Origin of the sequence: Streptomyces sp. NPDC006733, assembly GCF_040636125.1 — a bacterium.
GTDB lineage: Bacteria > Actinomycetota > Actinomycetes > Streptomycetales > Streptomycetaceae > Actinacidiphila.
The window spans coordinates 1-21,878 of sequence record NZ_JBEYJD010000008.1 but is presented as its reverse complement, the minus strand read 5'-3'; the positions used below and the strand labels follow the sequence as shown (position 1 = coordinate 21,878).

The window sequence follows — 21,878 nt, the reverse complement described above, 5'->3', positions numbered from 1 at the left end:
TGTACCGGTTGGCTATCTGGGGGTTGGGTCACTATGTCCGTGCCGAACGATCCGAGCGACTCCACGGAGTCCAGTGGCGGTGCCGAGAAGGTGCCCAGCCGCACGCGAAAGCGCTTCCCCGGAATCTCCTCCCGGGCGTACGAGCACCCCGCCGACCGGTCCGCGCTGGTCGCGCTCCGCAAGCTGACCGGGTTCGACACCGCCTTCAAGGCGCTCAGCGGTCTGCTCCCCGAACGGTCGCTGAGACTGCTCTTCCTCTCGGACTCCGTCCGGGTGAGCGACCAGCAGTTCGCGCACCTGCACGCCATGCTGCTCGACGCCTGCTACATCCTGGACCTGGAGAAGGTCCCGTCGATGTACGTCACGCAGGACCCGCAGCCGAACGCGATGTGCATCGGCATGGACGCCCCGATCATCGTGGTCACCACCGGCCTGGTCGAGCTGCTCGACGAGGAGGAGATGCGGGCGGTCGTCGGCCACGAGGTGGGCCACGCGCTCTCCGGCCACGCGGTCTACCGCACCATCCTGCTCTTCCTGACCAACCTGGCCGTGCGGGTGTCGTGGATCCCGCTGGGCAACCTGGCGATCCTGGCGATCGTCACGGCGCTGCGCGAGTGGTTCCGCAAGTCCGAGCTGTCGGCCGACCGGGCGGGGCTGCTGGTCGGGCAGGACCTGCAGGCGTCGATGCGCGGGCTGATGAAGATCGCCGGCGGCAACCACCTGCACGAGATGAACGTGGACGCGTTCCTGGAGCAGGCCGACGAGTACGAGGCCGCGGGCGACCTGCGCGACTCCGTCCTGAAGATCATGAACGTGCTGCCGCGCAGCCACCCCTTCACCACGGTGCGCGCCGCCGAGCTGAAGAAGTGGGCCGCCAGCCGCGACTACCAGCGGCTGATGGACGGGCACTACCCGCGCCGGACCGAGGACAAGGACACCTCGGTCTACGACTCCTTCAAGGAGTCGGCGAACCACTACGCGGAGAACGTCAAGACCAGCAAGGACCCGCTGATGGGCCTGATACGCGACATCTCGACGGGCGCGGGCGACATCGGCGGCAAGCTCCGCAACAAGTTCACCGGTCCGGGCGGCACCCAGACCAGCACCCAGGAGCGGCCGGCCGACACGGAGCGGGACGGGCCCGAGGACGGTCAGGACCGCCCGGGGAACGGCCCGCGCGCGGAGTGACGCCGGACGGCCGCCGGGTCCCTCAGGCCCAGCGAGCCCCGAAGGTCTAGGGAGCCGCCGAGGACGGGGTGGAGGGCGTCGCCGGGGAACCGGCGGCGCCGTTCTTCAGCGCCGCGCAGACCGCGCCGGCCGGCCGCTCGCGGTCGTGCGGGTCGGCGGCGGTCGGCCCCTGCGGCGCCTGGCCGGCGAGCAGCGGCCGGAAGTAGTCGGCGTCCCCGGCGGCGCAGGACAGCGGCCCGGCGGCGATATCCGCCTCCACGAGCTCCATGTGGTGGTCCCGCAGGTCGTCCCGGTCGAACCGGAACCGCATCTCGCGCCGCACGGTGAACAGCGAGGTGGCGCCGGGCGCCGGCCCGGTCCCGGCGGCGCTCTGCACGGCGTACACGAAGGTGTGGTCGGCGACGACCTCCAGCCGGTCGTCGGACACCTGGGCGACCGTGACCGTCCCGGCCACCCGTACGTTCTGGTCGGCCAGCCGCACCACGGCCGGGTCCAGCCGCACCAGCCAGCCGGTCGCCGCGTGCAGCCCGTCGTCGGCCGGGGCGCTCAGGCTGCGGTCGAACTGGTCGACCTGGCCCGGGTCGACCAGGTCCCGGACCGCGCGCACCCCGCCGCCCGTCAACGCTTCCGGGTCGAGCCCCGAGGCGACCAGGTACTCCTGCGTGATGCCGAGCGCCTGCATGACCTGGCCCTCGGTGAAGTCCCCGACGCGGCGCGCGGTCGGCAGCGGAACCCCGCCCGCGCCCGCCCGGTAGCGCGCGGCTGGGTCGTTCGCGTACGGTGCCGTCGCGTTCACGGCCGGTACCGGGCCCGGGGGCACCAGGCGTATCAGGGTGCTCCGCAGCGGCTCCACGGCCGTCGGCGCCGAACTGCTGTACGGGTGACGTATGCCCAGGTAGATCGCGGTGCCGAAGGCGACGGCGATGAGCACGACGAGGACCAGGACCTGGCGCGGAGCGCCGGCGACCGGCCACATGTGCCGGACCCGCACCGCCCGCGAGGTGCCCTCCAGGCGCTCGCGGGCCGAGTACTCCTGGATCCGGGCAGCACGGACGAACGATTCGTCGAAGACGACGGATCGGTACTCGTCCTCACCACCTCCCGGGACTCCCTCAGGGGCGCCCTCAGGAGGGTCTCCAGGACCGGCCATACCACAAGGTTAAGTCTCCGCAGGCACATATAAACGCCGCGATACCCGACAACTTCTGATGGCCGCTCAGGGAAGCGGGGTGGCGGCCACCGGAGGGAGCGTCTGGCTGCCGACCCGGCCGCTCGACGGCGGCGCCGGCACGGCCGGCTGGCGGCCGCCCCCGGCCCCCCGGTACACGGCCGCGAACGTCAGCGCCACCACGCCCACGCCCATCAGCACGGCCAGCAGCCAGGCCAGCGAGCGGTGCCAGCGGACGCTGCCGCCGCGGTACGGGCGGCCCTCGGCCATCCGGACATGCTGCAGATACAGCTCGTCCGACGCGTCGGTGTCGTACCGGACGGGTTCGGCCGGCACGGCGCCGGCACCCGACATGGTCTCGGCCTCGGCACGGGCCCGCGCGGCGGCGAGCATGCGCTGGCGCGCGGTGGGCTCGTGCACGGGCGCGGCGCGCACGAAGTCGTCGTCGAAGACCAGGGATGCGAACTCGTCATCATCCGGCATCCGACCAGCGTAGTCCCGGCGGCGACGCTTTGGGCAGGGAGCGGATGAAATACGCTGCCCCGCCCGCCCAGTTGGCCCCGCCCACTTGGCCCTGTGGATATCGACCGGCCTGTGGATACCGGCCGGGCGGGCGGACCGCCGCGCTACCGGACGTGACCGTCGCCGGTCACGATGTACTTGGTCGACGTCAGCTCCGGCAGGCCCATCGGGCCGCGCGCGTGCAGCTTCTGGGTGGAGATGCCGATCTCCGCGCCGAAACCGAACTCACCGCCGTCGGTGAACCGCGTCGAGGCGTTGACGACGACCGCGGCCGCGTCCACCAGCTGGGTGAAGCGGCGGGCCGCCGGCTGCGAGGTGGTGACGATCGCCTCGGTGTGGCCGGACGACCAGAGCCGGATGTGGTGGACGGCCGCGTCCAGCGAGTCGACGACACCCGCCGCGATGTCGTAGCTCAGGTACTCCGTCTCCCAGTCCTCCACGGTCGCCGGGACCACGGTGGCCTTGGAGCCGGTCCGCTCCGCGAGCGACACCACCCGCTCGTCGCCGTGCACGGTCACCCCGGCCTCGGCCAGCGCCGCCAGGGCCAGCGGCAGGAACGCCTCCGCGATGTCCTGGTGCACCAGCAGGGTCTCGGCGGAGTTGCAGACGCTGGGACGCTGCGCCTTGGAGTTGATGAGCACCTCCACCGCCATCGGGAGGTCGGCCTGCGCGTCCACGTAGACGTGGCAGTTCCCGGTACCGGTCTCGATGACCGGCACCGTCGACTGCTCGACGACGGTCCTGATCAGCGCGGCTCCGCCACGCGGGATGAGGACGTCGACCATGCCGCGGGCCCGCATCAGCTCCGTGACGGACTCCCGGCTCTCGCCCGGGACCAGCTGGACCGCGTCGGCCGGCAGCCCGGCGCCGCCGACGGCGTCCCGCAGGACCTTCACCAGCGCCTCGTTGGAGGCGTAGGCGGAGGACGAGCCGCGCAGCAGCACCGCGTTCCCGGACTTCAGGCAGAGCGCCGCCGCGTCCACGGTCACGTTCGGCCGGGCCTCGTAGATGATGCCGACCACGCCGAGCGGCACCCGCACCTGGCGCAGGTCGAGCCCGTTGGGCAGCGTCGAGCCGCGCACGACCTCGCCGACCGGGTCCGGCAGGCCCGCCACGTCGCGCACGTCGGCGGCGATGGCCGCGACCCGCTCGCGGGTCAGCGTCAGCCGGTCCACGACCGTGTCGCTGCTGCCGGCCGCCCGCGCCCGCGCCACGTCCAGCGCGTTCGCCTCGACGATCTCCTTGGTGCGCACCACCAGCGCGTCGGCGATGGCGAGCAGCGCGTCGTCCTTCGCCGAGCGCGGCAGCGGCGCCAGGTCGGCGGCGGCGGCTTTGGCCCGGTAGGCGGCCCGCAGCACGGCGGACTCGGGCAGGGGGGACGGCAGGGAGGGGGCGTCGTGGCTGCTGCTCATACCGGCAGCCTACGGCGACCGCCCCGGCCGGCGGGACGCGATTCCGGCCGTTGAGACACCGCCCGGCGCGGTCCCGCCCGACCGGGGCGGGACCGGGCAGGGCCGGGAGCGCCGCCTAGAACGGATGGACCCCCACCGGAACGGCCGGCGCCGGACCGTACCCCTCGGAGATGCGCTGGTGGTAGGTCTCGCGGTCGATCACTTCGAGGCCGACCGTCTCCCACGGCGGCAGTTTGGCCGTCGAGCGGTGCTCTCCCCACAGCCGCAGCGCGATGGCCGCGGCGTCATGGAGGTCACGGGCCTCCTCCCAGTACCTGATCTCGGCATGGTCCTCGGCATATCTGCTGGTCAGCAGGAACGGATGGTCGTGCGCGAGCTGTTCCAGCGCACGTCTGACCTCCGGCAGCGGGGCCTCGGGCCCGGAGACGCTGAGTGTGACGTGCCAGAGCCGGGAGCTGGTACGCGCTTCCGGCTGATGGTCCGCACTGGCATCCACTCCGCTGTCGACGCTGACCAGTGCCCGTTCGGTCGTCCCCCGGGGGAGCGAACCTGGGCGCCCTCGTCTCACCGGCGGCCTCCCTGTGGCGTTCTGCTTTGCGAGCGCCGCCCGTCCCCGCGGCGGTATTGGCGACTCCTCCGCTTCAAAGTTGACCAGGGTGCGGGCTGGCGCGGGGGCGTTTTCGACAAGAAGTCCCCGACTGGGTTCGCCGAACCGGCCCTCGGCTCAGTGCCGGTGCAGCACGACGAGGTCGTCGCGGTGCACGACCTCGCGCTCGTACGCGGGTCCGAGTTCGCGCGCCAGGTCGTGCGTCGAGCGGCCGAGCAGCCGCGGCAGTTCCCTGGCGTCGAAGTTGACGAGCCCCCGGGCGACGGCCGTGCCGGACTCGTCGAGCAGGTCGACCGGGTCGCCGGCCGTGAACTGCCCCTCGACCCCCGTCAGTCCGGCCGGCAGCAGCGACATGCGGCGCTCCGTGACGGCCTTGACCGCCCCCGGGTCCAGGCGCAGCGCGCCGCGCGGGGTGGAGGCGTGGGCGAGCCACAGCAGCCGGTCCGCGGACCGCTTGCCGGTGCGGTGGAACAGCGTGCCGGTGGTCCGTCCGGCGAGGGCGTCGGCGGCGTGGCTGGCGGAGGTGAGGACGACGGGGATGCCGGCGGCGGCCGCGATCCGGGCCGCCTCGACCTTGGTGACCATGCCGCCGGTGCCGACCCCGGCCTTGCCCGCGCTGCCGATCGTGACGCCTTCGAGGTCGGCGGGGCCCGCCACCTCCTCGATGCGGGTCGTGCCCGGGGTGCGCGGGTCGCCGTCGTAGAGCCCGTCCACGTCGGACAGCAGCACCAGCAGGTCGGCGCGGACCAGGTGGGCGACGAGCGACGCCAGCCGGTCGTTGTCGCCGAAGCGGATCTCGTCGGTGGCCACGGTGTCGTTCTCGTTGACGACCGGCACCGCGCCCATGACGAGCAGCTGGTCCAGCGTGCGGTAGGCGTTGCGGTAGTGGGCGCGGCGGCTGATGTCGTCCGAGGTCAGCAGCACCTGCCCGACGCGGACGCCGTAGCGGGCGAACGACGCGGTGTACCGCGCCACCAGCAGGCCCTGGCCGACGCTGGCGGCGGCCTGCTGGCGGGCCAGGTCGCGCGGGCGCCGGTCGAGGCCGAGCGGGGCGAGGCCCGCGGCGATGGCGCCGGAGGAGACCAGCACGATCTCCCGCGCCCCGTCGCCCCGGACCGCGGCCAGCACGTCCACCAGCGCGTCGACGCGGTCGGCGTCCAGCCCGCCGGAGGCCGTCGTCAGCGAGGACGACCCGACCTTGACCACGACCCTGCGGGCCTCCACCACGTCCTGCCGCGCCGCTGCCACGTACGTCCCCTGTGCTCGCCTGTTCCTGTCGGTCCACCTGCCCCGATCCCGTGCAATCTACGTGATCGGGGCATCGCGCGACCGGGCGTACCGCACCCTGGACACCGCACCGCCGGCCCGCGGGCGGCGGTGGGATCAGGCCTGCGGCGCGGGGTGCCGCAGCCGCCAGCCGGCCCAGGCCGAGGTGACCATCTGGCGGACGTCGTACCGCGCGGACCAGCCCAGTTCCTTGCTGATCAGCTCGGCCGAGGCGACGACCCTGGCCGGGTCGCCGGCGCGGCGCGGGACGATCTCGGCCTCCAGGTCGGTGCGGCCCGAGACCTCGCGGATGAGGTCGATCATCTCCGCCACCGACACGCCCTCGCCGGTGCCGATGTTGAGCTTGAGGGACGCCGAGGGGTCGGCGGTCAGCCGCCGGGCCGCGGCGACGTGCGCGGAGGCGACGTCCTCGATGTGAATGTAGTCACGCACGCAGGTGCCGTCCGGGGTCGGGTAGTCGTCGCCGAAGATCAGCGGGGACCGGCCCTGGTCCAGCCGCTCGAAGACCATCGGCACCAGGTTGAAGATCCCCGGGTCGCCGAGTTCGGCGGTGGCGGCGCCCGCCACGTTGAAGTAGCGGAGCGAGGCGGTGGCCATGCCGTGCGCCCGGCCCACCGCGGCGACCATCCACTCGCCCGTGAGCTTGGTCTCGCCGTACGGGCTCATCGGGTCGCAGGGCGTCCGCTCGGTGACCAGGTCGACGTCCGGCATGCCGTAGACCGCGGCGGAGGAGGAGAAGAGGAAGCGGCTCACCCCGGCGTCGGCGGCGGCCTCCAGGACCGTCTGCAGACCGACGACGTTCTCGCGGTAGTAGTGCAGCGGGCGCTCGACGGACTCCCCGACCTGCTTCTTCGCCGCGATGTGCACGACCCCGGTGACCGCGTGGCGGCTCAGGACGTCGTCCAGCACCGCCCGGTCCAGCACGGAGCCCCGCTCCAGGGCCACCGAGGCGGGCAGCCGCGCGGGGTCACCGGTGCTGAGATCGTCGAGGACGACCACCTGTTCACCGCTCTCGACGAGCGCCTTGACGACATGCGATCCGATATATCCGGCACCGCCGGTGATCATCCAGGTCATCCGGTCAGTCTAAGTCGGTGAGTAGCCATGCGATAAACTCGGAGTGAACCCTCAGCAGGCTGCGCTCCCCTCGGAGCAGGACCTCGGTTCGTTGTTTCCCGCCACGGAAAGGTTGTTCTGACCCATGGTCCCTCGGCTCTCGGTGGTAGTGCCGATTTACAACGTCGAGACGTTTCTCGAGGAGTGCCTCGAATCTCTCGCCGGTCAGACGCTCCGTGAGCTCGAAGTCATCATGGTCAACGACGGTTCGACGGACGGAAGTGGCGCGATCGCCACCGCCTTCGCCGCCCGCGACCCGCGGTTCCGCCTCATCGAACAGCCCAACGGCGGCCTCGGCCACGCCCGCAACACCGGCGTGCGCAACTGCACTCCGGGGGTGGAGTACCTCACATTCGTCGACAGCGACGACATCATCCCGGACTACGCGTACGAGCACTTCCTGTCGACGCTGGACGAGACGGGGTCGGACTTCGCGTCGGGCAACGTGTTCACGCTGGACTCGAAGGGCACCGCCCAGTCGGCCATGCACCGCAAGGCCACGGCGACGACCCGGCTGAAGACGCACATCACGCGCGACCCGGAGCTCATCGCCGACCGGCTCGCCCCCAACAAGGTGTTCCGCCGCACCTTCTGGGACCAGTACAAGATGGAATTCCCCGAAGGGGTGCTCTACGAGGACACCCCGCTGACGGTCCCGGCGCACTTCCGGGCCCGCAGCGTCGACATCCTCGGCGAGCCCACGTACTACTGGCGCCAGCGCGAGGGCGGCGCGGCGCCGTCCATCACCCAGCGCCGCACCGAGCTCAAGTCGGTCCGCGACCGGGTGGCGGCGGTCGACTCCGTCAGCCGGTTCCTGGCCGCGCAGCCGGGCAAGGAGTACCGCAAGTACAAGCGCTGGTACGACGAGACGGCGCTCGCCAGCGACATCCGCATCTTCATCAACGTGCTGCCGGACGCCGACCAGGAGTTCCGCGAGCTGTTCATGAAGGTCGCCTCGGACTTCCTGAGCCGGGTGGACCCGCACGCGCTGGACGCGCTGCCGGCCCTCATGCGGCTGAAGTGGCACCTGATCCGGCACGGCAAGCTGGACGAGCTGCTCGAGGTCCTGTCGTACGAGAAGAAGGAGACCGGGGCGTCGCTGCCGGTCGTCCGGCGCTTCCGCCGCTACGGCAAGTTCCCGTTCTTCGGCAACCGCACCGTGGGCGTGCCGAAGCACGTGTACCGCCTCAAGCAGGAACTGGCGCTGCGCACCAAGGTCTCCTCGATCACCTGGCAGGGCGACGAGCTGAAGATCGAGGGCTTCTCGTACGTCAGCAACCTCAACGTGCACAAGCGGCGCATGTCGCTCAAGGTCATCGCGCTGCGCAACAGCAAGTCCAAGCGCACGCTGGTCATTCCGGCGCGCACGGTCTTCCGCCCCGAGGCCACGTCGACCTCGGGCCAGAACCGCTACTCGTACGACTGGTCCGGCTTCGAGCTGTCGGTCAACGCGCAGAAGCTCAAGCAGCGCGGCCAGTGGAACGAGTCCACGTGGCGCTTCGCGATCGGCAACCTCAGCCGCGGCCTGCTGCGCAAGGGCGCCCTGAACCCCGGTGCCTTCGGCTCCGGCACGCACCCGCCGGTGCACTACGTCGACGCCGAGACCCGCATCGTCCCGCTGTTCATCGGCGGCCGGCTGCGGCTGCGGGTGGAGAAGGTCCGCGCCCGCGTCACCGGGCACGAGCTGACCGACGGGTTCATCGAGATCCGCGGGACCGCGGCCGGCAAGCTCCCCGAGGGCAGCCTGCTGCGCATGCAGCACCTCAAGACCCCCAGCTCGCACGAGTACCCGCTGCGGACCACCGGCACCGGCGCCAAGGGGCAGACGGTCTTCACCGTCCGCGTCCCGCTGGCGGACATCGTCGACGGCCGTATGACGGAGGCCGCGCTGACCTCGGTCAAGGCGCCGGACAGCGAGACCTGGCGCACCGAGATCGTGGTCCCCGGTGAGCCCAAGTCGCGCCAGCTGATCGCCGACGACGATCTGGCGCCGGGCCGCTACCCGCTGGCGCCCTCCGCCTCCGGGCTCCCCCGCGAGCTGGCCCTGCACCGCAACGCGCCGGGCTACCTGCTGCTGAGCGACCGGATCGTGCGGCCCGTCGTGGACCGTCTGACCTGGCAGTCGGACGGCTCGCTGCTGGTCGAGGGCGAGTGCCCGACCAGCGCCACCGACCCGGCCAACCTGGTGCTGATGCACCGGGCGCACCACGAGGAGAAGGTCTTCCCCGTGACGGTGGCGGACAACCGGTTCTCCGCCACGCTCACCGTGCACGCCGTTCCGGGCATGGCCGGCACCCTGCCGCTGCGCCCCGGCCGCTGGAACCTGGTGTTCCAGAACTCGGTGCAGGGCAGCGAGCGCACCCCGGTGGTGATCAGCCCCGCGCTGATCGACGAGCTGCCCGCCGAGACCATGGTCGCCGGCCGCAAGTACGTCGCGGCCGCGCACTCCTACGACCGGCTGGCCCTGGAGGTCACCGCGTCGCTGCGGACCGACGAGCAGGGCCCGTACCGGCAGCGCCAGCTGCGGACGCAGTTCTACCCCGAGGCCCGCAACCAGCCGCTGCGCGAGTCGGTGCTGTACGACAGCTACACCGGCAAGCAGTTCTCCGACTCGCCGCGCGCGGTGTTCGAGGAGCTGGTGCGGCGCGGTGACGACCTGGAGCACCTGTGGGTCGTCCGCGACGAGCAGGTGGAGCTGCCGCCGGGCGCCAAGGCCGTCCGCATGTGGGGCCGCGAGTGGTTCGAGGCGCTGGCCCGCAGCCGGTACATCGTCACCAACGCGCACCTGCCGTACTGGCTGAAGCGGCGTCCGGGCCAGGTCGTCGTCCAGGCCTGGCACGGCACGCCGTTGAAGAAGATCGGCCACGACATCGAGGACGTCCAGTTCACCAACGGGCGCTACCTGGAGAACGTGGCGAAGGAGTCGAAGAGCTGGAGCTTCATCGTCTCCCCCAACCGTTTCAGCACGCCGATCCTCAAGCGCGCCTTCGCGTTCGACGGTGAGCTGCTGGAGGCGGGCTACCCGCGCAACGACATGCTCTACGCGCCGGAGCGCGAGGAGATCGCCCAGCGGGTGCGGGAGCGGATCGGGCTCCCCGCCGGCAAGAAGGTCGTGCTCTACGCCCCGACGTGGCGCGACGACCAGTACTACGGCCCCGGCCGCTACAAGCTCGACCTCCAGGTCGACCTGGTGAAGGCCAAGCAGGAGCTCGGGGACGACTTCGTGCTCCTGGTCCGCCGCCACCCGAACGTGGTGGACACGGTGCCGGGCGCGGGCGAGGGCTTCGTCTGGGACGTCTCGGAGTACCCGGAGATCGGCGAGCTGTTCCTGGCCGCCGACGTCCTGATCACGGACTACTCGTCGCTGATGTTCGACTACGCGAACACCGGCCGCCCGATGCTGTTCTTCACCTACGACCTGGCGCACTACCGCGACCAGCTGCGCGGCTTCTACTTCGACTTCGAGAAGGAGGCCCCCGGGCCGCTGATCTCGACGTCGGACGAGCTGATCGCGTCGCTCAAGGACCTGGACGCGGTGACGGACCGGTACAAGGACGCCTACCAGAAGTTCCAGGACGTCTTCTGCGACCTGGACGACGGCCATGCCGCGGGCCGGGTCATCGACCGGATGAAGGAGCTGTCCAAGGAGGACTGACCTCCCGCCACAGCCGCGAAAGGGCGGCCACCCCCTCGGGGGTGGCCGCCCTTTCGGGTGAATCCGGCGGGGGCGTCAGCGGCCGAGCAGCCGGCGCACCCGGGCCTCGGCGACCCGGCGGGCGCCCTGCAGCCCGTCGGCGACCCGCAGGACCAGCGCCCGGCCGCCGGTGACGTGCGTCTGCACCAGCAGCACCCGGCCGGTGGGGCGCACCACGATGCCGCGCCGGGCCGCCTGGGTGCCGGCGGCGCGCACCTCCACCGGGGTCGCGGCGCCGTCGGCGTACCGGATCTCGGCCCGGACGTTCCACACGCCGAGCTGCCCGGGGCAGGCCAGCGCGCCGGTCGCGAGCCGCACCTCGGCGGTCCAGCCGTCGCCGTCCGCGACCAGCGGCGCCTCCACGGCGACCGCGGGGCGGCCGCCGGTGCGCTCCTCCAGCTCCACGCGGACGGTGCGCGGGCCGAGCTCCGCGAGCCGCCCGTACAGCTCGTGCACCCGCAGGCTCAGCCGGGTGCTGCCGCCCGCCCTGACCCGCCCGTCGACGGCCACCGGCAGCTCGGCGGTGGTCAGCAGCCCCAGGCCCGCGGGGGGCGCGGCGGGGTCGTACGGCGGGATCAGCCGGGGCGGGCGGGCGGTCAGCTCCACCAGCCGGCCGGTGTCCGACGGCTCGGGCGCGGCCAGGATCGCGTCGGCGATCCAGCGGGAGACGACGCTCGCGCAGGCGATCCCCTCCGGGTCGAACCCGGTCAGGTACTCGCGGGTGATCCGCCACCACTCGGCCACGTACTCCGGGTCGCGCTGCGGCAGTTCCCGCAGGTACAGGGGCAGGTCGTAGTCGCAGAACTTGGCCTGCGCGTGCAGCGCCAGCTCCTCGCGCCCGGCGGAGCGCAGCACTTCGACGACGCCGCGGTGGGCGGTCACCCGGGACTGCCAGTTCCGGACGGCGCCGCGGCTCAGCGAGATCGACAGCTTCGCGGCCTGCCGGCGCACGTGCCAGAGGTAGACGGGCTCGTCGGTGTAGGCCAGCCGCGGGTCGGCGGCGTACACCCGCGCGGTGAAGACGAAGTCCTCGTAGTGGAAGGCGCCGTCGGGGAACGTGATGTCGTGCTTCTCCAGGAACGCCCGGCGGTAGAGCTTGTTCACCGAGAGGGTGTCCCACAGCACGCGCGGCCGGTCCTCGATGCCCTCGATCACGGTGCCGGGCAGGTCGGCGCCCGCCGAGCGGTCGTAGAGCTGCGGGGCCCAGACGGTCCGCGCGCCGCCCGGCAGCTCCACGCGCAGGCACTGCCCGGCGACCACGTCGGCCCGCCGCTCCTCGGCGATCGGCAGCAGCGCGCCGATCGCCCCCGGCGGCAGGACGTCGTCGCTGTCCAGGAACATCACGTACGGGAGGGTGGCGGCGGCCGTGCCGTCGTTGCGCGGTGTCCCGCAGCCGCCGCTGTTCGTCTCCCGGGCGATGATCCGCAGCCGCGGGTCCGCGGCGAGCGGTGCGAGCGCGTCGACCGTGCCGTCCGTCGAGCAGTCGTCGACGACGATCACCTCGCCGACGTCCGGCCCCTGCGCGAGCGCGGACTCCACGGCGTCCACGATGCGGGAGGCGTCGTTGTAGGCGATCACCACGATGCTGACGTGTCCCATACCCGACCCCAAGTCGCTGACCATCAGGAGATCATCTCATCCGGCACGGCCGAACGGCCCCCTCGGAGCGCTGGTGCGCGCTCCGAGGGGGCCGTTCGGAAGTACTGCTCGCAGGGCAGCCGCTCAGAAGGCTTCGAAGTCGTCGAACTCCTGCTGCGCGTCGTCCTTGTCGCTCTTGTCGCGGCGGCGGTTGACGGCCGGACGCGGCGGGTCGAAGCGGTGGTCCTCGCCGCGGCGGCCCAGCATCTCGGCACCGGCGGCCATGGTGGGCTCCCAGTCGAAGACGACCGCGTTCTCCTCCTCGCCGATGATGATCTCGTCGCCCGCCTGGGCGCCGGCCTTCACCAGCCGCTCCTCGACACCGAGGCGCGAGAGCCGGTCCGCGAGGTAGCCGACGGCCTCGTCGTTGGAGAAGTCCGTCTGCCGCACCCAGCGCTCGGGCTTCTCGCCGCGCACGCGGTAGGAGCCGTCCTCCTCGGTGACGGTGAAGCCGGCGTCGTCCACCGCGACCGGGCGGATGACGACCCGGGTCGACTCCTGCGCGGGCTTGGCGGCGCGGGTCTCGGCGACGATCTTCGCCAGGGCGAAGGACAGCTCGCGCAGGCCCAGCCGGGAGACGGCCGAGACCTCGTAGACCTGGTAGCCGCGGGACTCCAGCTCGGGGCGGATGATGTCGGCGAGGTCCTTGCCGTCCGGCACGTCGATCTTGTTCAGCACGACGATGCGCGGCCGGTCGCCCAGGCCGCCGTACTCGGCCAGCTCGGCCTCGATGACGTCCAGGTCGGTGACCGGGTCGCGGTCGGACTCCAGGGTGGCAGTGTCCAGGATGTGCACCAGCACCGAGCAGCGCTCGACGTGCCGCAGGAACTCCAGGCCCAGGCCGCGGCCCTGGCTGGCGCCGGGGATCAGGCCGGGGACGTCGGCGATCGTGTAGACGACCTCGCCCGCGGTGACCACGCCCAGGTTCGGGACCAGGGTGGTGAAGGGGTAGTCGGCGATCTTCGGCTTGGCGGCCGAGAGCACCGAGATGAGCGAGGACTTGCCCGCGCTCGGGTAGCCGACCAGCGCCACGTCGGCGACGGTCTTCAGCTCCAGGACGATGTCCCGGGCCTTGCCGGGCTCGCCGAGCAGCGCGAAGCCGGGGGCCTTGCGGCGGGCCGAGGCCAGCGCCGCGTTGCCGAGGCCGCCGCGGCCGCCCTGGCCCGCCACGAAGGTGGTGCCCTGGCCGACGAGGTCGGCGAGCACGTTGCCGTCCCGGTCCAGCACGACGGTGCCGTCCGGCACCGGCAGGACCAGGTCCTGGCCCTCGGAGCCGGTGCGGTTGCCGCCCGCGCCGCCCTTGCCGTTGGTGGCCTTGCGGTGCGGCGTGTGGTGGTAGTCGAGGAGGGTCGTGACGTCCTGGTCCACGACCAGGATCACGTCGCCGCCACGGCCGCCGTTGCCGCCGTCCGGACCGCCGAGCGGCTTGAACTTCTCCCGGTGAACGGAGGCGCAGCCGTGGCCTCCGTTACCCGCGGCGACATGCAGCTCGACGCGGTCCACGAAGGTGGTCATACGGATTGCCTCCAGATAAATACGGGATTGTCTCAGTACTAACGCACCGAGGGCGGACCCTCTTCCCGCGCGCGGTGCGCGTCGGGGAAGGGGAATCCGCCCTCAGTGGTGTGCTGTGTTCGTTGCGGAGCCGTGCTTAGACGGCGGCCGGAACGATGTTCACTACCCTGCGGCCACGCGCGGTGCCGAACTCGACCACACCGGCGGCGAGGGCGAACAGCGTGTCGTCCTTGCCGCGGCCCATGTTCGAGCCGGGGTGGAAGTGCGTGCCACGCTGGCGGACGATGATCTCGCCGGCGTTGACGACCTGGCCGCCGAAACGCTTCACGCCGAGAAACTGAGCGTTGGAGTCACGTCCGTTACGAGTGGACGATGCACCCTTCTTGTGTGCCATGTCTTCTCAGTCCCTTACTTCGCAGCCGTGGGGATACCGGTGATCTTGATCGCCGTGTACTGCTGACGGTGACCCTGACGACGGCGGTAACCGGTCTTGTTCTTGTACCGCAGGATGTCGATCTTGACACCCTTGTGGTGGTCCACGATCTCAGCCGCGACCTTGATCCCGGCCAGGACCCACGGGTCGCTGGTCACGGAGTCGCCATCGACGACGAGGAGCGTCGAGAGCTCGACCGCGTCGCCCACCTTGCCGGTGGAAATCTTGTCAACCTCGACGACATCGCCAACGGCCACCTTGTGCTGGCGGCCGCCGCTGCGCACGATTGCGTACACGCGGAACTCACTCTCAAGCTAGATCGGGTACTCCTGAAGCCAGCCATCCCTGTCGAACATTGGGGGGCCTCTCCCGGCGGACCGGGAGGGATTTGCTCAGGAGCGGGCGCAAAAACGCCGAAGGCCAAGGCTACGGGGCCCGTGGCGCAGGGTCAAACCGGGTGGCCGGGCGCCCTTTCGTGGTAGTGCGGAGGGGCGGGCCCGAACCTTCCGGACCCGCCCCTCACCGCGTCAAGGCGGCCTGTCGCACCGGCAGTCGGACTACTCGGCGTCGGCCGCGCCGGCGGCCTTCTTGGTCGCCGCCTTCTTGGCCGGGGCCTTCTTCGCGGTGGTCTTCTTGGCCGCCGTCTTCTTCGCCACGGCCTTCTTCGCCGCCGGCGCCTTCTTCGCGGCCGCCTTGCGCGGCGCCCGCTTCTTGGGCTCCACGACCGCCTCGGCGGCCTCAGCGGCCTCCTGGACGGCCTCGGCGGGCTCGGTGACGGCCTCGGCGGCCGGCTCCGTGACAACCACCACAGCGGCGCCCTCGGCGGCCGGAGCGGTCACCTCACGGGTCGCCCGGCGGCGGGCCCGCGGCGGCGCGGCGGAGGGGGCGGGCTGCGCCGCCTCCACGGCCTCCACGACCGGCTCCGGCTCCGGCGCGACGACGGGGGCCGTCTCGACCACCGTGACGGACCCGGCCTCGGAGGAGGCCGGGGAACCCGCCGGGGCGCTCACCTTGCGGGTGGCACGGCGGCGCGTACGGCCCGGGGCCTGCGCCTCGACGGCCGGCTCGGCCACGGGCGCCGCCTCGGCGACCGCGACGGGCTCCGGCACGGGCTCGGGCTCGACGACCGGTGCCGGGACCTCGGCGGCCGGCTCGATCGCGAACTCGATCACCTCGGCGGCCGGCGCCTGCCGGTCACCGTAGGGCGCGCCCGCCGGGGCGGTGGCCTTGCGGCTCGCCCGGCGGCGGCCACGGCCGCGGGTCGCCGCGGCCTCGGCCTCGGCGGCGCTGCTGAACCACTCGTCGTCGGTCGCGACCGTCGGCACCAGTTCGGCCTCGGTCACCGCGACGGGCTCCAGCTCCGGGTACTCGTCCGCGTCCTCGTGCGCCTCGTACTCGTCGTTCTCGCTCTCGTCGTTCTCGTTCTCGATGTCGTGCGTGTGCTCGTGCTCGTCGCCCGAACCGTTCCCGCCCTTGCCGCGGCGCTTGCGCTTGCCGCCGCCACCGGTGGTCGTGGCCTGGTCCATGTGGACGATGACGCCGCGCCCGTTGCAGTGCACGCAGACCTCGGAGAACGACTCCAGCAGGCCCTGGCCGACCCGCTTGCGGGTCATCTGCACCAGACCGAGCGAGGTGACCTCGGCGACCTGGTGCTTGGTCCGGTCCCGGCCCAGGCACTCCAGCAGGCGGCGCATGACGAGGTCGCGGTTGGACTCCAGGACCATGTCGATGAAGTCGATGACGACGATGCCGCCCAGGTCGCGCAGCCGCAGCTGGCGCACGATCTCCTCGGCCGCCTCCAGGTTGTTCCTGGTGACGGTCTCCTCGAGGTTGCCGCCCTGACCGGTGAACTTCCCGGTGTTGACGTCGACGACGATCATCGCCTCGGTCTTGTCGATCACCAGCGAACCGCCGGACGGCAGCCAGACCTTGCGGTCCAGCGCCTTCAGCAGCTGCTCGTCGATCCGGTACGTCGCGAAGACGTCGACCTCGGAGGTCCAGCGGGTGAGCCGGTCCGTCAGGTCCGGGGCGACCGAGTGGACGTACTCGTGGATGGTGCTCCACGCCTCGTCGCCGCTGACGATGACCTTGGTGAAGTCCTCGTTGAAGATGTCGCGGACGACGCGGACCGTCATGTCCGGCTCGCCGTAGAGCAGCGTCGGGGCGTTGCCGCCCTTGGCGCGCTTCTGGATGTCGTCCCACTGGCCCTGCAGGCGCTCGACGTCGCGGCGCAGTTCGTCCTCGCTCGCGCCCTCGGCGGCGGTGCGCACGATGACGCCCGCGTCCTCGGGGACGATCTTCTTGAGGATGGTCTTGAGCCGGGCGCGCTCGGTGTCGGGCAGCTTGCGGCTGATGCCGGTCATCGAGCCCTCGGGCACGTAGACCAGGTAGCGGCCGGGCAGCGAGACCTGGCTGGTGAGGCGGGCGCCCTTGTGGCCGATCGGGTCCTTGGTGACCTGCACCAGGACCGACTGGCCGGACTTGAGGGCGCTCTCGATCCGGCGCGGGCCGTTGGCCATGCCGAGCGCCTCGAAGTTGACCTCACCGGCGTACAGCACCGCGTTGCGGCCCTTGCCGATGTCGACGAAGGCGGCCTCCATCGACGGCAGCACGTTCTGGACCTTGCCCAGGTAGACGTTGCCGACGTACGAGGTGGCCTGCTCCTTGTTCACGTAGTGCTCGACGAGGACGTCGTCCTCCAGCACGCCGATCTGGGTGCGCTCACCGCTCTGCCGCACGACCATGACGCGCTCGACGGCCTCGCGGCGGGCCAGGAACTCGGCCTCGGTGATGATCGGGACGCGGCGGCGGCCCTGCTCGCGGCCCTCACGGCGGCGCTGCTTCTTCGCCTCCATGCGGGTGGAGCCCTTGATGGACGTCACCTCGTCGAAGCCGGTGCCCAGGCTCGGCTCGGCCTTGGCGCGCGGCTCGCGGACCTTGACGACGGTGCGCTCCGGGTCGTCGGCGACCGTGTTGTCGTCGCCGCCCGAGTCGCCGCTGCGGCGCCGGCGGCGCCGCCGGCGACGGCTGCTGGTGGAGCCGTGGTCGTCGTCGTCCGAGCCGCCGTCCGATGCCTCGGACTCGTCCTCGGCGTCGTCCTCGTGCTCCTCGTCCTCGGCGGACTGCTCGTCGCCGTCGGCGGACTCGCCGCGACGGCGGCGGCGGCCACCCCGGCGGCGGCGGCGCGACGGGCGGTCGTCCGACTCGTCGTCGTCCTCGTCGGTCACGTTCTCGTCGGAGACCGCGTCGGCGGGCTCCTCCTCTGCCGGGGCGGGCGCGGCTTCCACCTCGACGTCCTCGGCCGGGGCGCCGCGGCGACGACGGCGGCGGCGCGAACCGCCCTCCTGCTCGTCGTCCTCGTCACGGGAGCGGACGGCCGGGGCCGGCGGCTCCTCCTGGAGCGGCTCGGCCTCGACGGGCGCGGTGACGGGCTCGGCGGCCTGGAAGACCGGCGGCTGGAAGACCATCGTCGGCGGGCGCACCGCGCGGCGGCGGCCACGGGTCGGCGCCGGCTCGGCCGGGGCCTCCTCGGGCTCGGCGGCCACCGGCGCGGGGGCCTGGACGGGCTCTGCGGGCTCGATGGCGGACTCGACGGGGCGCGAGGCCTCGACGGCCTGCTCGGCGGCGACGGCGCGCTTGCGGGTGCGGCGGCTGCGGGCCGGGGCCTCCACCTCGGGTGCCTCGGCCACGGCCTCCTCGACGGGGGCGGGCTGCGGGGCGGCCTCGGCGGTGCCCTTGCGGGTCGCCCGGCGGGCTGCACGCGGCGCCACGGGCGCCTCGAACTCCTCCTCTTCCTCGTCGGCGACGAGGGGCTGGACGGGCTGCGCGAGGACGTCGTCCTTCGGCGCCAGCGCGCCCGGCTTCAGCCGGCGGGCGCCGTCGCCACCGGCCGAGGAGGCCGACGGAGCGGAGGGGGTGGCGCGCTTGCGGGAGGAGCGGCGGCCACGGGCCGGGGCCTCGGCCTCGACGGGGGCGGCGGCGACGGGCGCCGGGGCCTCGACGGGCGCCGGAGCGGGCGTCTCCTCGATGAACTGGGGGGCCTGTGCGGGCGCGGCGACCTTGCGGGTCGCACGGCGGCGGGCACGCGGCGGCGCGGCGGGGTCGACGGCCGGCTCGGCCGCCGCTTCGACGGGCGCCGGAGCCTCGGCAGCGGCCACGGGGGCCTCGGACGGCGCGGTGACCTTGCGGGTGGCACGGCGACGGGCGCGCGGCGGCGCGGCTGCGTTGTCAGGGGCGGCAGGGGCCTCGGCGGCCTCGGCGGGGGCCGCGGCAGGCGCTTCGGGGGCCGCGGCCACAGGGGTCTCGGCAGCCTCGGGAGCGCCGGCCGGGGCCGTCACCTTGCGGGTGGCACGGCGGCGGGCGCGCGGCGGCGCGGCGGAGTCGTCAGGGGCGGTGGTGTCGGCGGGCGCCGGGCTCTCGGCCGGGGCGGCCTCGTCGGCGGAAGCGGCCGGTATGGCCGGCGCGGCGGGCGGGCCCGCCGGGCGGGACACCGCGCGGCGGCGACGGCGGGGGGCCGTCGCTTCTTCGCTGGATGCGGCGCCGTTCTCCGGCGCCTCGCTGGGCTCGTTGTGATCGAGCATTCGGGCAGTGCTCCCGTCATGCTCCCGGGCGCCGCGCTCTGTTCCGGTGGCGGCGGGCCGCGACGTCGGTCGCGGTGCCGCTGTCCGGGGGCGCGGGCGCCGCACGGGAGCTGTTGTCTCGCTCGTCCGCACGCCTGTGGCGGGCCGACGAAAGTCTTATGAGGTCAGCGTCGCCGGGCCCGGGTGGCTCCCTGGCGCGTCGGCAACACGTCGACTTCGTTCCTACGCGGAAGCTTCCCCAGCCTTCGGCGGGGAGTCCCCACTCGGTACCGCCGCGGCGTCGCGATCTGGCGCGAGCGGGTCGGTGACCGTCCCGGACTCTTCGTGGAGCGGCCCCTGCGCCAGCCTGGTCACCGCTGCCGGGACCGGCGGCGCGAGGTCGGCCGTCACACGGAGGCCGGACAGGACGTCGTCGGGTCGCACGGCAGGTGTCAAGTGCCGAACAACTAGCCGCAGTATCGCACAGGCGACAGGCGCGGGCCTATCGGCACCCTGTTCGAGCGCGTCGGCGGGCATGACTTCGAGCCGGGTCACGGCGTCGCGCGCGTCGAAAGCACGCATGCCGTTCTTGGTCTTCCGTTCGACCTCGACGGTCTCGGCGGCCAGGAAGAGCGCGACCGCGCGCTCCGCCTCGGCCGGCTCGACGCCGTCGAGCCGCAGCTGCCAGACGGAGGCCTGCAGCCGCTCGGCGAGGCCGGAGGTACGGGCCTCCACCGCGTCGGTGATGTCGAGCCCGGCGGGCAGCGACTCGTCGAGCAGCAGTCGCAGCTTCTCGGGGTCGCGGACCTCGGTGAGGCCGATCTCCAGGTACTCCGCCTCGCTGCCGACGCCGGTGGGCGCGGCGTTCGCGTAGGAGACCTTGGGGTGCGGGGTGAAGCCCGCCGAGTACGCCATGGGCACCTCTGCGCGGCGCAGGGCCCGCTCGAAGGCGCGCTGGAAGTCGCGGTGACTGGTGAACCGGAGGCGGCCGCGCTTGGTGTAGCGCAGGCGGATGCGCTGCACCGTCGGTGCGGGCGGTGGGCCTTCGGGCTGTCGCTTGCCCAGTGTCGTTCAGTCCCTCGTACGTCTGCGGGGGCCTTGTGAGGGCCCGTTTGTCATACCCAAGGTTACGCCGCGTCGCACTCAGGTCATGACGGCCTGGCCGGAGCGCGTGCGCGGCCCGGCTCAGCGGTGCCGCGTGGGGGTGCGCTTGACGAGGTCCGGGGCCGGGGCGGGGGCAGGGGCCGGCTGCTGCTCCGGAAGCCGCGCGGCGGCCTTCGGCGCCCCGAACAGCATCCGGCGGGCGTCCGCCCTGGCCTCGCGCACGGTCACCCGCACGGTGTGCAGCGCGTCCTGGACCGTACGGCGGGCGTCGCCGGCGATCCGTCCGACGGGCGCGAGGATCTCGCGCCGCGTCCAGCGGCCGACCGCGCGCGCCGCGTCGGCGGCCGGTACGACGACGGTGTGCCAGACCCAGCGCGCGGGATCGGCGATCAGCGTCCGCCCCAGCCACTTCAGCCCGCGCCCCACCGCCCGCGATATGTACCCCGCGACCCGCCAGGCGTGGCCGAGGGCGGCGGCGATCTCCCGTCCCACGGGCGCCAGCACGTACCGGCAGAGGGCCACCACCGGCACCACCAGCAGGTACCGCACCAGCCAGCCGGCGGCCGTGCCCAGCGCCCGCGCCGACCAGACGGCGGCCCGGCCCAGCGGCGTCAGCACGTACCGGTACAGCGCCTTCACGGACCAGACGGCGGCCCGCCCGAGCGGCGTCAGCACGTACCGGTAGAACGCGACGACGGGCACCACCAGCAGGTACCGCGCGAGCCACCGCACGGCGACGAGCGACGACCGTGCCGTCCAGGCGGCGGCGTGCCCGAACGGCGTCAGCACGTACCGGTAGAGGGCCACCACCGGCACCACCAGCAGGTACCGCACCAGCCATCCGACGCCCGTGCCCAGCGCCCGCGCCGACCAGGCGGCGGCCCGGCCCAGCGGCGTCAGGACGTACCGGTACAGGAGCACCAGCGGGGCGACGAGGAGGACGCGCACCAGCCAGCGGGCGGCGGCGCCGGTGCCGTGGCCGGTGGCCTTGAGGGCCGCGGCCAGGGCGCGGGCGGCGGGGGCCAGGACATGGGTGTGGAGCAGCCGCAGCGGCAGGACGACGAGGTACGCCAGGAGCCGGCCGGCCCCGTTGCCGAGCCCCCTGACCAGCGCGACCGCGCCCGATCCGAGGGCGCGCAGCGACCACGTCACGCCGCGCCCGACCGGCGTCAGGACGTAGCGGTACAGGGCGGAGAGCGGCACGACGATCAGGGCGCGCAGCAGCCAGTGGACCGCGGTGGCGGCACCCCGGCCGGCCGGGGCGATCACCGCCGTCCAGAGCCACACCAGCGGGGCGACGACCAGCACGCGCACCAGCCGGCGGAGCGCGCGGCCGGTGCCGCGCGCGACGGCTCCGAGCGGTTCGACGACCAGGCGCCGCCACAGCCAGCCGAGGCCCGCGCCCAGTCCGCGCCCCAGTGCGGCGAGGGCGTCCCACGCCATCCGCACCGGGAGGACCACGACGAGTGCGAAGATCCGCACCGGCATCCGGATGGCGACCGTCAAGCAGCCCTGGTTGGTGTCCCGTTCCCCCGTCACGCTCATGCGCGCACGGTACGTGACCCGGGCGGGGGCCCAGAAGTAAGCACACAAGCCCTACGAGACGCCGAGAGGAGGCGAAGACCCGTGACCATC

General features: G+C 73.0%; 15 protein-coding genes. 2 read left to right on the top strand and 13 right to left on the bottom strand.

What is annotated here, in order from left to right; translation table 11 throughout:
- The first annotated feature begins 39 nt into the window (after positions 1 to 39).
- Positions 40 to 1,188 carry a M48 family metallopeptidase gene (locus ABZ721_RS09520; RefSeq protein WP_358788038.1) on the top strand — a complete coding sequence of 383 codons (1,149 nt, stop codon included), beginning with the start codon at positions 40 to 42 and terminating at the stop codon, positions 1,186 to 1,188.
- Between the two features lie 46 nt (positions 1,189 to 1,234).
- Here the strand turns inward: ABZ721_RS09520 and ABZ721_RS09515 are convergent, their stop codons facing one another.
- From ABZ721_RS09515 to galE, 6 genes are all read right to left on the bottom strand, one after another.
- Positions 1,235 to 2,338: a hypothetical protein gene (locus ABZ721_RS09515; protein ID WP_358788037.1), complete on the bottom strand. Its 1,104-nt coding sequence runs from the start codon at positions 2,336 to 2,338 to the stop codon at positions 1,235 to 1,237.
- Positions 2,339 to 2,404: 66 nt separating this feature from the next.
- Positions 2,405 to 2,839, bottom strand: a complete 435-nt coding sequence (locus ABZ721_RS09510) for a hypothetical protein (RefSeq protein WP_358788036.1) — start codon at positions 2,837 to 2,839, stop codon at positions 2,405 to 2,407.
- 143 nt (positions 2,840 to 2,982) lie between these two features.
- Positions 2,983 to 4,290, bottom strand: coding sequence for a glutamate-5-semialdehyde dehydrogenase (locus ABZ721_RS09505; protein ID WP_358788035.1), 1,308 nt, complete (start codon positions 4,288 to 4,290; stop codon positions 2,983 to 2,985).
- A 115-nt stretch (positions 4,291 to 4,405) separates the two neighbouring features.
- Complete coding sequence (locus ABZ721_RS09500; protein WP_358788034.1) at positions 4,406 to 4,858, bottom strand: hypothetical protein; 453 nt, start codon at positions 4,856 to 4,858, stop codon at positions 4,406 to 4,408.
- A 156-nt stretch (positions 4,859 to 5,014) separates the two neighbouring features.
- Positions 5,015 to 6,124 (bottom strand): glutamate 5-kinase, encoded by a 1,110-nt coding sequence (gene proB / locus ABZ721_RS09495; RefSeq protein ID WP_358788178.1) that lies wholly within the window; start codon positions 6,122 to 6,124, stop codon positions 5,015 to 5,017.
- A gap of 156 nt (positions 6,125 to 6,280) precedes the next feature.
- A complete protein-coding gene (gene galE, locus ABZ721_RS09490) occupies positions 6,281 to 7,261 on the bottom strand; it encodes a UDP-glucose 4-epimerase GalE (RefSeq protein ID WP_358788033.1) in 981 nt (326 codons plus the stop codon).
- A gap of 124 nt (positions 7,262 to 7,385) precedes the next feature.
- On the opposite strand from galE, the gene ABZ721_RS09485 reads away from it, so the two are divergent.
- A complete protein-coding gene (locus tag ABZ721_RS09485; RefSeq protein ID WP_358788032.1) occupies positions 7,386 to 10,955 on the top strand; it encodes a CDP-glycerol glycerophosphotransferase family protein in 3,570 nt (1,189 codons plus the stop codon).
- Between the two features lie 75 nt (positions 10,956 to 11,030).
- On the opposite strand, the gene ABZ721_RS09480 is transcribed toward ABZ721_RS09485, so the two are convergent.
- The 7 genes from ABZ721_RS09480 to ABZ721_RS09450 all read right to left on the bottom strand — a co-directional run bounded on the left by ABZ721_RS09480 (position 11,031) and on the right by ABZ721_RS09450 (position 21,788).
- Positions 11,031 to 12,617 (bottom strand): glycosyltransferase family 2 protein, encoded by a 1,587-nt coding sequence (locus tag ABZ721_RS09480; RefSeq protein ID WP_358788031.1) that lies wholly within the window; start codon positions 12,615 to 12,617, stop codon positions 11,031 to 11,033.
- Positions 12,618 to 12,716: 99 nt separating this feature from the next.
- Positions 12,717 to 14,147: a GTPase ObgE gene (gene obgE, locus ABZ721_RS09475; protein ID WP_358788030.1), complete on the bottom strand. Its 1,431-nt coding sequence runs from the start codon at positions 14,145 to 14,147 to the stop codon at positions 12,717 to 12,719.
- Positions 14,148 to 14,283: 136 nt separating this feature from the next.
- The gene (gene rpmA, locus ABZ721_RS09470) at positions 14,284 to 14,541 is read right to left on the bottom strand and encodes a 50S ribosomal protein L27 (RefSeq protein ID WP_138359421.1); all 258 of its coding nucleotides are present in this window, start codon (positions 14,539 to 14,541) and stop codon (positions 14,284 to 14,286) included.
- 14 nt (positions 14,542 to 14,555) lie between these two features.
- Positions 14,556 to 14,876, bottom strand: coding sequence for a 50S ribosomal protein L21 (rplU, locus tag ABZ721_RS09465; protein ID WP_269276019.1), 321 nt, complete (start codon positions 14,874 to 14,876; stop codon positions 14,556 to 14,558).
- 261 nt (positions 14,877 to 15,137) lie between these two features.
- Positions 15,138 to 19,160, bottom strand: a complete 4,023-nt coding sequence (locus ABZ721_RS09460) for an Rne/Rng family ribonuclease (RefSeq protein ID WP_358788029.1) — start codon at positions 19,158 to 19,160, stop codon at positions 15,138 to 15,140.
- Between the two features lie 222 nt (positions 19,161 to 19,382).
- On the bottom strand, positions 19,383 to 20,162 hold the full coding sequence (locus ABZ721_RS09455) for a TIGR03936 family radical SAM-associated protein (protein ID WP_358788028.1): 780 nt from the start codon (positions 20,160 to 20,162) through the stop codon (positions 19,383 to 19,385).
- Positions 20,163 to 20,324: 162 nt separating this feature from the next.
- Positions 20,325 to 21,788, bottom strand: coding sequence for a hypothetical protein (locus tag ABZ721_RS09450; protein ID WP_358788027.1), 1,464 nt, complete (start codon positions 21,786 to 21,788; stop codon positions 20,325 to 20,327).
- Positions 21,789 to 21,878 lie beyond the last annotated feature (90 nt).

What these genes read in the sequence shown, in the direction of transcription:
- ABZ721_RS09515 (WP_358788037.1), bottom strand. Translation starts at nt 2,338, where the DNA reads ATGGCCGGTCCTGGAGACCCTCCTGAGGGCGCCCCTGAGGGAGTCCCG.
- ABZ721_RS09480 (WP_358788031.1), bottom strand. Translation starts at nt 12,617, where the DNA reads ATGGTCAGCGACTTGGGGTCGGGTATGGGACACGTCAGCATCGTGGTG.
- ABZ721_RS09510 (WP_358788036.1), bottom strand. Translation starts at nt 2,839, where the DNA reads ATGCCGGATGATGACGAGTTCGCATCCCTGGTCTTCGACGACGACTTC.
- ABZ721_RS09485 (WP_358788032.1), top strand. Translation starts at nt 7,386, where the DNA reads ATGGTCCCTCGGCTCTCGGTGGTAGTGCCGATTTACAACGTCGAGACG.
- ABZ721_RS09460 (WP_358788029.1), bottom strand. Translation starts at nt 19,160, where the DNA reads ATGCTCGATCACAACGAGCCCAGCGAGGCGCCGGAGAACGGCGCCGCA.
- ABZ721_RS09450 (WP_358788027.1), bottom strand. Translation starts at nt 21,788, where the DNA reads ATGAGCGTGACGGGGGAACGGGACACCAACCAGGGCTGCTTGACGGTC.
- galE (WP_358788033.1), bottom strand. Translation starts at nt 7,261, where the DNA reads ATGACCTGGATGATCACCGGCGGTGCCGGATATATCGGATCGCATGTC.
- ABZ721_RS09505 (WP_358788035.1), bottom strand. Translation starts at nt 4,290, where the DNA reads ATGAGCAGCAGCCACGACGCCCCCTCCCTGCCGTCCCCCCTGCCCGAG.
- rpmA (WP_138359421.1), bottom strand. Translation starts at nt 14,541, where the DNA reads ATGGCACACAAGAAGGGTGCATCGTCCACTCGTAACGGACGTGACTCC.
- obgE (WP_358788030.1), bottom strand. Translation starts at nt 14,147, where the DNA reads ATGACCACCTTCGTGGACCGCGTCGAGCTGCATGTCGCCGCGGGTAAC.